Annotated in this window: 9 protein-coding genes and 2 pseudogenes; 8 read left to right on the top strand and 3 right to left on the bottom strand. The window is 64.3% G+C overall.

Going from position 1 to position 9,875, the window contains the following annotated elements:
* The first annotated feature begins 144 nt into the window (after positions 1 to 144).
* The 5 genes and pseudogenes from J5X75_RS43490 to J5X75_RS43475 all read left to right on the top strand — a co-directional run bounded on the left by J5X75_RS43490 (position 145) and on the right by J5X75_RS43475 (position 4,679).
* Positions 145 to 1,548: a Shedu anti-phage system protein SduA domain-containing protein gene (locus tag J5X75_RS43490; RefSeq protein ID WP_208473597.1), complete on the top strand. Its 1,404-nt coding sequence runs from the start codon at positions 145 to 147 to the stop codon at positions 1,546 to 1,548.
* Between the two features lie 338 nt (positions 1,549 to 1,886).
* Positions 1,887 to 2,393: a DUF6192 family protein gene (locus tag J5X75_RS43485; RefSeq protein ID WP_208473596.1), complete on the top strand. Its 507-nt coding sequence runs from the start codon at positions 1,887 to 1,889 to the stop codon at positions 2,391 to 2,393.
* Between the two features lie 245 nt (positions 2,394 to 2,638).
* Positions 2,639 to 2,749: pseudogene (locus tag J5X75_RS46525) on the top strand (SMI1/KNR4 family protein); the annotation flags it as partial.
* Between the two features lie 80 nt (positions 2,750 to 2,829).
* Positions 2,830 to 3,204, top strand: a complete 375-nt coding sequence (locus J5X75_RS43480; protein WP_208473595.1) for a hypothetical protein — start codon at positions 2,830 to 2,832, stop codon at positions 3,202 to 3,204.
* Between the two features lie 500 nt (positions 3,205 to 3,704).
* Positions 3,705 to 4,679, top strand: a complete 975-nt coding sequence (locus tag J5X75_RS43475; protein ID WP_208473594.1) for a phosphotransferase enzyme family protein — start codon at positions 3,705 to 3,707, stop codon at positions 4,677 to 4,679.
* Between the two features lie 161 nt (positions 4,680 to 4,840).
* On the opposite strand, the pseudogene J5X75_RS43470 reads toward J5X75_RS43475, so the two are convergent.
* Positions 4,841 to 6,342: pseudogene (locus J5X75_RS43470) on the bottom strand (NF041680 family putative transposase).
* A gap of 655 nt (positions 6,343 to 6,997) precedes the next feature.
* On the bottom strand, positions 6,998 to 7,366 hold the full coding sequence (locus J5X75_RS43465; protein ID WP_208473593.1) for an SCO4225 family membrane protein: 369 nt from the start codon (positions 7,364 to 7,366) through the stop codon (positions 6,998 to 7,000).
* Between the two features lie 354 nt (positions 7,367 to 7,720).
* On the opposite strand from J5X75_RS43465, the gene J5X75_RS43460 reads away from it, so the two are divergent.
* Both J5X75_RS43460 and J5X75_RS43455 read left to right on the top strand, forming a co-directional pair.
* The gene (locus tag J5X75_RS43460; protein WP_208473592.1) at positions 7,721 to 8,050 is read left to right on the top strand and encodes a hypothetical protein; all 330 of its coding nucleotides are present in this window, start codon (positions 7,721 to 7,723) and stop codon (positions 8,048 to 8,050) included.
* A 235-nt stretch (positions 8,051 to 8,285) separates the two neighbouring features.
* Entirely contained in the window at positions 8,286 to 8,819 is a 534-nt protein-coding gene (locus tag J5X75_RS43455; RefSeq protein ID WP_208473591.1) for a hypothetical protein, read from the top strand.
* A 132-nt stretch (positions 8,820 to 8,951) separates the two neighbouring features.
* On the opposite strand, the gene J5X75_RS43450 is transcribed toward J5X75_RS43455, so the two are convergent.
* Entirely contained in the window at positions 8,952 to 9,419 is a 468-nt protein-coding gene (locus tag J5X75_RS43450; protein WP_208473590.1) for a hypothetical protein, read from the bottom strand.
* A gap of 22 nt (positions 9,420 to 9,441) precedes the next feature.
* Between J5X75_RS43450 and J5X75_RS43445 the strand changes: the two genes are divergently transcribed.
* Positions 9,442 to 9,597 carry a hypothetical protein gene (locus tag J5X75_RS43445; RefSeq protein ID WP_208473589.1) on the top strand — a complete coding sequence of 52 codons (156 nt, stop codon included), beginning with the start codon at positions 9,442 to 9,444 and terminating at the stop codon, positions 9,595 to 9,597.
* The last annotated feature ends 278 nt before the right edge of the window (positions 9,598 to 9,875 follow it).

Raw genomic sequence — 9,875 nt, 5'->3', positions numbered from 1 at the left:
CTCCGTAGCGCCCGGACGGCGGCAGATCAGTACGCCCTTCAAGTCAGTGGACCGCTGCAGTGGCCAACGGACACAAAATTAGCAGCCTTAGGTACGCTAGAGCAAAGACATAGGCGGCCAGCGATTAATCGAGGGAACGCAAGCATGCCAGAGAAGGCCACAGCAATGACGAAAGCGATTCTTGACCGCTTTCGGGCAAGGCCGCGCCATCCGTCTCAAGCTAGTGCCACGATACCGTATGTGGCCGGTATTGGAGTATCGCACAGGATGCCGGAGGCCCTAGCGGACGACCTGGCTGCCGCCGGAATCCAGCGCTCCTCTATTGTCACGGAAGCTCGAATTGGAATTGCGGGCGGCTACGGCATCTCCGGCAGGCCGTGGGATGCTGTTGTCGTAGACGACGAACTGCCAGTGGTGGTAACTGAGATTAAAGTGAATCTTGGTATCGGTGGAAATAATCTACGCAATCGCCTAGACGACATCGTCGCACTTGCCACGAATATTGCTCGCACCTTCGACGGGCCTGACAGGCTTCCTTATAGGCCATGCATAGCAGTGGTGTTTGTTATGGAGAAGAGTCGCGATACCGTGGCTCGGCGGAGGCCGCGCCCCGTCGATCTATCGTTTCCAGGACTTCCTCCAGAGGAGCCCACCTCCTATCTTGATTTTGTTGGGCATACTCTTTCCGGGCTTCTCTCGGGTGGAGTCATCGATGCGGCATGCTATCTCGCCGCGGATAGTTCCGAGATGGAGGTTTCGGAGCCATTTGCCGACCTGTCTTTCGACAACTTTGCAAAACGCATAGTCTCCTATATTTCTCGAGCGGCTCAGACGCGCTCTGGATCCGGCCTGAGTGCCGCGAACTTGGGCCGCGTCTTAGCTCACGGCAACGACGTGCAAGAAGTGGTTGCAGGCTTGACCTCTACGCCTGAAGGTCTCTCTGCAGCCGAGGCGGCCATTATTCGGGAGCGCCGCAGGATCATCTCCGACCTTCAGGATTTGGCGCTCTCGCCGGACGCTAATGAAACAAAGATGCATGCTGCGATCGGCTCAAGGTATTGGATTTTCGGGGGTCAGTACGTCGGAATAGCGGATAGGCGGACGTTTGTTCCACTCGACCAGTACGATATACCTCTTGTATGTGCCGACGGAAGTTTGGAAATCGTCGAGCTTAAAGGTCCCGAAGTTACCCTTGTCAGAAAGCACAGGAATCACCTGATCGTCTCGGACGATGTACATGAAGCAGTAAGTCAATGCCTCAACTACCTTCGTCACATCGACGAACTCGGCGCCGCCTTGAGGACGCAATATATGAATGAGTTACAAGCAGACTTTGACTTCCGGCGAGCCAAAGGAACGATTGTGCTCGGGCACCCGACAAGACGTCTTCCGGATGGCGTTTCTAGAGAGCAGGTAGACCAAACCATTCGGTCATATAACGCTCACTTAAGTCGTCTGACAGTGATTACCTACGCCGACCTTCTCGAGAGCGCTGAACGTGCGCTTCGATTCGAATCGGAAGAGTCGACGCGAGACGGCGCTTCTTGAGATATCTTGCACACATCAGACGTTGCGCTATGACCGAGCACTGGGGTCGGTACAGCCGATGCACTCACATCGGCAGATCCGGATGTTGGCGGACCCGCCCGCCATCACGTCGCGTAGCTGACGAATTCCAGGCGCGGGTCCATCCGTCCCATCTGTCGACCGCCCTCGTCCTGAGGACCACCCAGACGGACTACAGCGGCTGTCCCCGCCGCGCCGTCGTGGACATGTAGTTTATGTATCGCCGCAGGTCAGATATGGTTCACCGGCTCCGGCGGTCGGTAAAGAGATCGAGCCGATGCGCGTATGGGGGTGCGCATCCGGCGCTGGGCGAGGAGATGGTGACCGTCTCGCAGGCTCTGGCCATGTTCGCCGAGGACATCGGAGCGCCCGCGACCACGGTGAAGAAGTGGCGGTGGGTCGCCTCGCGCTGGCCGCGGGAGCACCGGTGCCCGGATGCCTCGTTCACCGTGCACGCGATCCTGGCGGAGATCCCGGACGCGCAGCAGCGGTTCGCGGCGATCGCGCAGCCGCCGGTGATCGCTCGCACGGGCGAGCGGCGGTGGAGCCCGGATGAGGCGAGCCGCCGGGTCGGTAGCCGGGTGGCGCACCCGGCGTCGGTGGAGGAGAAGGTCGTGGCGGTCCACGATCTGGTCCGCGACGAGAAGGTCGCCTCGCGTGTCGCCGCCGACTTGCTGCGCCGGCCGGACGTGGCGTTCAAGGCGATGACCGAGACCACGGTGCAGGAGAAGGTGGTCGCGGCGCAGGAGCTGGTCCGTGACGAGGAGTCGCCTCTCAGATCGCCACGAATCTGCTGTGCCGGCCGGAGGTGGCCGCGCGGGCGATGACACACAGTTTTCCGGATTACGATCCTTCCCTCACGCTGAGTTATCGGTAGAGCGCGACTGGCGCGCGCATCGCGGCTATGAGCGGACGTTCAGAGGATCCGCAGCGGACACCTCGGTAGTACTCGCACCCATGGAGGGCCGCCGCCCCGTTGACGAAGATTTCCTGCCGACGACCTGTTCCAGACGGCTGTCCATGTCGCTGAAAGGCTCTAGAGCCTTGCGGTGTGCCCGGATAGGCTCCGGCCATGAGTTGCGCGACACCTGCCCCATTGACTGAGATCGAGGTGTCCGCTGCGGAACAGGAGCTGGGCGTCACCTTTCCAGCAGAGTATCGGCGGTATCTGTTGAACGTCAGTGCGGGCGGTCCGCTGGCGAGGCTGGCGCGGTCGGAGGGGGCTGGTGGTGGGAAGGAAACGACACTCGTCGGCGTGCGCAGTTGGCTGAGCCTTTCCCGCACCCGGATTCCTACGTCGACGACGATGATGCGCTGTATGACCGCATGCCTAGCCGAGAAGACTTTCCTGGTGACGAGCCCTTCGCGATCGCCTGCCGGGCGTGGAATGAGGAGAGAGATTATTTCGAAGAGCGCAAGACCGTTGGCGCGATCGCGATTCAGGACAACGGCTGTGGCTTCGCGACGCTGCTTGTGATCTCCGGTCCGCTCGCCGGCACGGTGTGGTGGGACGGACGGGCAACTTGTGACCTGATCGTGCCGCTTTCGCTCGATCATGCCGGTGGTGCGCAGCCGGTGAGGTTCGGTGACTGGCTTGCGCACGGATCATGGAAACTACTGCCACCTGGGTGGGGCTGAATTTCCTGTCGTCTGGAAGACGCGCAGCCGCTGGTTCAGCTCGCGAACGATGCCCCCGAGATCACGCACGCAATCGTCGGCTGCCAACCACAGAAGTGGCTACCACGCTGGGCGCCGCGCGTTGTCTGCGGCAAATGAGGACGCCGCGCTCGGGCCGTACACGGCGGAACGCGGATGCCGCTCAGCCGACTTCTCTTCTGGCTTTGATCAGAGTGCGGGTGGAGTGGCTCACAAAGACGCCATGCTCGCGGATGTACGCGTCGAGTCGCTTCAGCGCTGCGCGGTAGCGGTACACGGTGAACGCGGCCGGCGGGGTGGGCGCAGCGAGCGCCGGCTGAGGTCGGCTACGGGTGGCCAGGACCGTGATCAGCGCTCTGATCACGCATCGTGATGGGTGCCGGAAATTCGGCCGCTTCGCAAGTGGGTAGTTCGAGGCCAAGGCCAGGGATACGCCGGTCAGGGGGAGCCTGATCGGGGGCGGTGTGGCTACTATCCCGGTCGTGATCGACTACGTTGCTGCGGATTTCGATGTTCATCTGATCTCCACCGAGACAAACAGCGGCGGGGTGGATCGCGCAGCGCAGAACATCTTGGGACGTACGGCAACGGCCGCGTACGCGATCAAGTGGTCCGCTGGTGGCACTGGTGCCGGACTTGTGGTGCCAAGTGCACTGGCCGATCAGGGAGTGCGAGCGGTGGCCGCGCCGGTGAGAACGCGGGATGGGCGCCTGTGGTCGGAGCGCGACGGGCGTCGCCTGTCGGTGGTGCCGTGGGTCGGTGATCGCCAGGGTCTCGACGGCGGCCTGGACGAGCAGCAGTGGCGCGAGTTCGGCGCGGTGCTCGCCGCGACGCACGCGCTGCCGGTCACGCCGGAGCTGGCGGCGGTGTTGCCGGTCGCCGGCCACGAGCAGGATCTCGCCTCGATCCGGGCGACTGAAGCACTGCTGCAAGCCTCGCCACCGGCGGATGACATCGCCGCCGCGACCCGCCACATCTGGATGGATCACGCGCAGCGGATCGCGGCGGCCGTGGACCGGGTGGAGTCGCTGGCGCCGGCCGTGACGCCGTCAACGGTGTGCCACACCGACCCTCACCTCGGCAATGTGTTGGCAACGGCCGGCCGGATGTGGCTGATCGACTGGGACGACGCCGCGCTGTCCACGCCTGAGCACGATCTGATGTTCGTCCTCGGCGGAACCTACGGCGCTGAGCACATCGGTGACCAGGAGAGGGAATGGTTCTTCGAGGGATACGGGCCGGTGACGGTGGATCCGGCGCGCCTGGCATACTGGCGCGCCAGCCGTGGTCTCGCTGACATCGCCTTCCTTGCCGGTGAGGCGTTCACGCCCGGCGATTACGGCGACACCTGGCGGGCGAAGGCCGTTCGGCTCCTTGCTGCAAACTTGCGCCCGGATGGGCTCATCGCGATGGCGATGGATTCGTTCGACGGTAGGCCGAGCACCCGAACTCCCTGAACGGTTGACCTGCTTGCACCGGCATGGAGGCCACCTCCGCGGCGCAGCGTGCCGATTGGCGTCACCGTGACGGTCATACGAACGGCAGAGACACAGCTCAGCAGACCAGAATCCGCGCTAGCTGCGGAAACAGGTTGTGAGACAGCCACTGAGCTTGTCGTTTAACCGGTTCGGCGGGGCTTGGTGCCCTTCTTGTGATGGGCCGGTCGCTGATGGGCCTGGCCAGTGACCAGGATGAGTCCGACGTCGTGGCGGTCAGCGGTGTGCCGGTTGCGGGAGCCCGGCGGCGTCCGGGGCCGGGCTTGCTTGGTTTGGGCGCACGCGCTGGCGAGGTGCTGGTCGCGCGGAGGTTCCGAAACCCTCGCCGTACCCGGGCCGGGGTGAGTCGTTCCGGGTCCATCGGGCGTTCCCAGGGTCGGCGTAGGTCCTGTGCGAGGGGCCGGGCGAGACGTAGCTGAGTATGAGCGGCCAGGATCAGCCAGCTCCAGCGATCGGCTGCGGCCGGTTCGCGTAGCTGCGGGGCGGTCCAGCCGAGCGTCTGTTTGAGCAGGCGGAAGGTGTGCTCGATGTCGAAGCGGCGCAGGAACGCCTGCCAGCACCGATCGACATCGCCGGCGTTGGCGTCGACCTTGGACCACCACAGCCAGAGCGGCTTCGGCTCGCCGCGACTGGGCAGGTGCTCGACAGTGAGCCGGATGACCGTGCCGGCGATGATCGGCAGCGGCCCGTCATGATCCGCCCAGGCGGCGCGGCGGGTCAGCCGCGGGTGCAGCCCGTCCCAGGCCTGCGCCTTCACCTGGCCGTAGAGCCGGGTGTCGGTGTGGGTGACCGCCTGCTCGATACCCCAGGTGGCGGAGTCGCCGAAGACGAACTCGCCGCCGTGCTTGGCAGGCCGACCACCCAGTGGCTGGTAGACGCGCGGCGGTGTGGGGCGACGTAGCACCCGGTCGGAGCGCATTCGGCCGAGGATTTCGATCGGCAGATCACGCAGCAACCAGGCGATACGCGGCGCCTCGTAGCCAGCGTCGAGCACGATCAGGATGTCGCGGTCGCCGGGCTTCCACTGGCCGGCATCGGTGAGGCGGTCGACGAGCTGCCGTATCTGTGCGCAGGTGATCGTGGCGACGTCCGCGCCGGGTGGCAGGCGGACCGCGTCGAGTAGGGCGGTCCAACAGGTCCTGCCGGTTTCCAGGGCGGCGATGATCGAGTACGGCCAGCCCGGGATCATGCGGTGTTCGTCCTTGCCGCGGCCGTAGGTGTGGCAGAAGGAACGCTGCGGGCTGAAGTTGCCGTCCGGGCGCAGCCACGGCGAGACGTCCACCGCGAGGACCAGGCGGCCGTCCGCCGCCCGCGGCAACGGCAAGCCGACCAGGTGTCGACGCAGCGATTCGACGTCGATACGGCCGTGGTTGAGCGCGTCATACATGGCACCGTGGCCGCGGCGGTGCTCCGGAGCGAGGGACAACCCGACCAGCGTCTTGACCGGCCCGTCGGTGCACAGCAGGGCGTCCGTCAGCTCGAACAAGGCGTCCGCCCGCCGGGTCATGCATCGGTAGAGCTGCTCACGGAACTCCGCCAACACATCGATCGCTTCCGCCTTGTCCGTCACGACCGCCACAACGAGCGTCGATAGACGCGGACACGGCTCCGCGGGCCTCAGCATGCCGAATCGTCAAACTACTTCAGGCGCAGCATGACGCTCAGTTACAGCAGTCGACTCGGAGGCGGACCCGACGAGTACACGGATCTGCTTGATGAGAGTGTGATCGATCTTGGGGAGATGCACCGATTGTCTGCACTTAACTCCGACGCAAACCGTGTTCATGATTGCGATCTCTAGTGCCAAGCAGATCAGCTGCCTTCTCGTGGGGATAACAGTATGGCTATGAGTGCCGGTGCCGCGAGGTCGCCTTGGGTTGATGTGCTGGTCACTGTGGGCTCGATTGCTGTCGTCAGCGCTATTGCGGTGGTACGAGGCTGGGACCTCGACTCCTGGATTTTGACGGTAACTGGGCTCGCTGTGGCTGGAATTGTGTCCTCCGTTGACCAGGCGCGCCGGAATCGGCGAATCGATCTTGCGGCCAAACAAGCGCGAGAATGGGACGGAAGGATGGAATTCGAGCAGGCTCGGGATTAGCCGACGCAGTGATTACCGCTGTCCGCCCTCGGACCGACGAGTGCCGTCGTGGCCGGTGACCGACTGTCACGGACGGCCTTCTTGTCGTGCCGAAGAGAGTGTATTCCCTCGGCAGGCCACACCAACAGAGAGAGGCTGGTGCCAAGTAGTTAGCAACAGGCGCCTCTACCGTTAGAGTCGGTTACCGAGCCCCAGACTGGCCGACCTTGGGTCCGCTCTCGGCAGCGATCGCGCCAGACCCCTTGGCCTTCGTAGTCAGTCGTCGCACCAAGGCCACCAGACCGTTGAGGGCCGCAGCGTTAGCCAGCGCCCCTACTACTACGCTGCTCAACCACATCGCCCAGAAGTTATATGGAATCGGCAGAATCGCAAGAATCGCGCCGATCGCCGACCCCGGCAAGGTCAAGGCGGTGGGAATGATGTCGGAGTAGTTCGGGACTTCATGATCCCAGGTTAGGAGCGACACCACGGCCTCTAGGGTCACGGCGGTGACCAGGGCCAGGTAGATCCGCGAGAGCCAGCTGCCGACGAACCAACGAACGATCTTCACGCGGGCATTCTGATCGTTCGCGGAGGCCAGCACAATGAGAGAATCCCTACTAAGGCGCGCCAACCGCCAGTCGGTCACACCCTGCAACTCAACCGCGTGCCGGTAACTGCGTTTCGAGATCCATCGGTGCCTCAACACCGCTGTCGGTCAGGGGCCGGAACTCTGGGGATCAAGAGTTGGTGCGGCGGAAACTTCAATTCGTTTCGGGTATCGACTCACGCGCGGCGGTTTGGTCACCGATGCCGGATATTTTCCATTCGAGACGTGCGGGTTGATATGCACAGCCGAACACCCTTGCCAAGCCACCCGCCGTCGGTTGTCGGGAGGTGGCCGCTCAATCTAGAGTCTCGGGCCGTGAACTGGGTCTTCGTCGTCGTCTTCTTTGCGCTGGGCGGGTACCTCAGCGGTGCTGGGTTGCTGGCACTACTAACTAGTCGCCCTCTAGCGCTGACCGGCTCGAAGCGGACGTGGCGCTCGCAGGACCAAGCGGTTGCCTTCTGCCTGCTGTTCGGGGGCTCGCTGCTCACGGCTGGACTCATAGCATTCCTGATTCAGGCGCAAGTGATAGACGGCATTTCCGGTCTGTGGCTCCAACTTCTTCCGGCAGGCCTTCTTGTGGTCGCGATTGCTGTTTTCCGGCCTCGCCCACAGGCGCAGCCACAACCTGACCACCACAGCGGCTAATTCAGGTCGGCCGTCGACCGACCGGCGTCCTGTTCTGCCGCTGATCGCGCTCGGACCGGTCGCTGCGGGCGGGACCGGTTGGTGCGCTGTGACGGCTTGACGTCGTGTCCTGCCGATGAGGCTTCACTGGGTGCCGACCAAGATGCGCCACTAACCGGCATTGGCCTGCGACCACGGCTCGGACTGTGATCATTCGGCTGATCCGAGGACGAGCTGGGCTGCGGATACTTCCCTGATGGCCACCGTTGATCTCATCCCTGCCCCAGCCGGCGACGCGGTGACATTCCGTCTGCGCCGGTCGCGGCTGTGGCTGCGGACGGCACTGATCTTCATTCCCGTGTTTCTGCTGGTCCGCGGGATCGCGATCGGCCTCTCGCTGGAGGAGTGGGACTTCACTGAAACGGTGATCTGGGTGCTGCTGACGACGATCGCCGGAGCAACCGGAACCGTCCTCTCTGCCGGCCGCAATCTCGGCTGGATACGCGCCTCGACCGCCGGCCTGGAGTTCGCCGCCACCCGCCGCCAACCGGTGTTCCTGCCCTGGTCGGCGGTTCAGTCGGTCGGGCTGCGCTTCACCGGCCCGTTGACCGAGCTGCTGGTAACCCCCACGAGCCTGAACGCCGCTACCGTCGCCGCCGTGTCGGCGTGGGCACCACGGGTACGTCGACGCTCGGGCACCCCCGCGTTCATCGTCGACGTCGGCCTGATGACCCCCGGACCGCCGGCGCTGCTCGCCGAGCTGAATCGACGGCTTGTCGCCGATCGTTGAGGCAGGCCACCCTGGTGTGAGATCTTCCGTGCTTCCCGCCAGGCGGCCGTCCTCTACTTCCGCCGAGCGCTCGTGGTGGCCAGGCGGCGAGCCGTGATGAGCACTGGTGCCGAGATCAGTGCGGCCTTCGCATCACGCGGGTGCGCTACTGATGAAGGCCTCCGGCCGGCACAGTACGGTGATTCGATATGACAGGCCGACGTTGGACCAGATCCGCCCCCGTAGCGTGAGGCAGATGCCGACCCGGTCTTCGTGCTCCGGGTGCTCGAAGAAATCCGCACGTGGGTCCGCGATTGCGCCGACCAGCCCTTGTGAGCCCTGTGTGGTGCCCGGCACCTGGAGCAGGCCGACGGCAATCTGGATTTCGGCGTCGTCGAGCTCGCGGACGGTGTACCAGTGGGTGTCAGGCAGAAACAACTGCGAGTCGACAACACGCCGCTGGTAGTTCGGTCCCATCATCCCGGATGCCGGGTCGGGGATGTCACCGATCCAGGCCGTCCCCGCGAAGTCGCTGCGCAGCCGCTGGGCGTCGGAGCGGAACTCCGTCACGAGCGTGTCGATACGAGGCTGGGCGGCGAGGTGCACGGATGCGTCGGTCATGATCGCACTCTAATCCGGGCCGGTGACACCCAATGTGGCCACGGTGGCCCTCCGGATCGGGCACGCCGCGGCCCGCAGGCTCGAGCGCTTCACCACCACCGTCGGGATCCGGATGCCGGTGATTCGCCCGCAGATGCTGCGCCACCCGTTCGTTACTGACATGCTGCACGACGTCTAGATCGCCGCCCGCCACGCCGACCGTTGACCACTGTGCGCTACGACCGGGCTCGCACGAACCGTAACGACGCGCACATCTTCCGCCGTCCGTGTCAGCGCTTTCCGACATTTGACCCTCTGTAGGTTCTCGGGTTCCCCACGGGGTCACTCTTCGGGAAGCGGCGACAGTCCGGGCGCTACGGATCGTCACCGCGGGTAGGCGCAGCCTACGTCGGATCCTGCCAGACGAGAGTGCGTCCATGCCGTCGGCTTGGCTTACCCTCGCGAGCGTGGATGATC

The organism is Actinoplanes flavus, assembly GCF_017592555.1.
Lineage (GTDB): Bacteria > Actinomycetota > Actinomycetes > Mycobacteriales > Micromonosporaceae > Actinoplanes > Actinoplanes flavus.
This window is presented reverse-complemented; position numbering and strand designations above follow the sequence as displayed.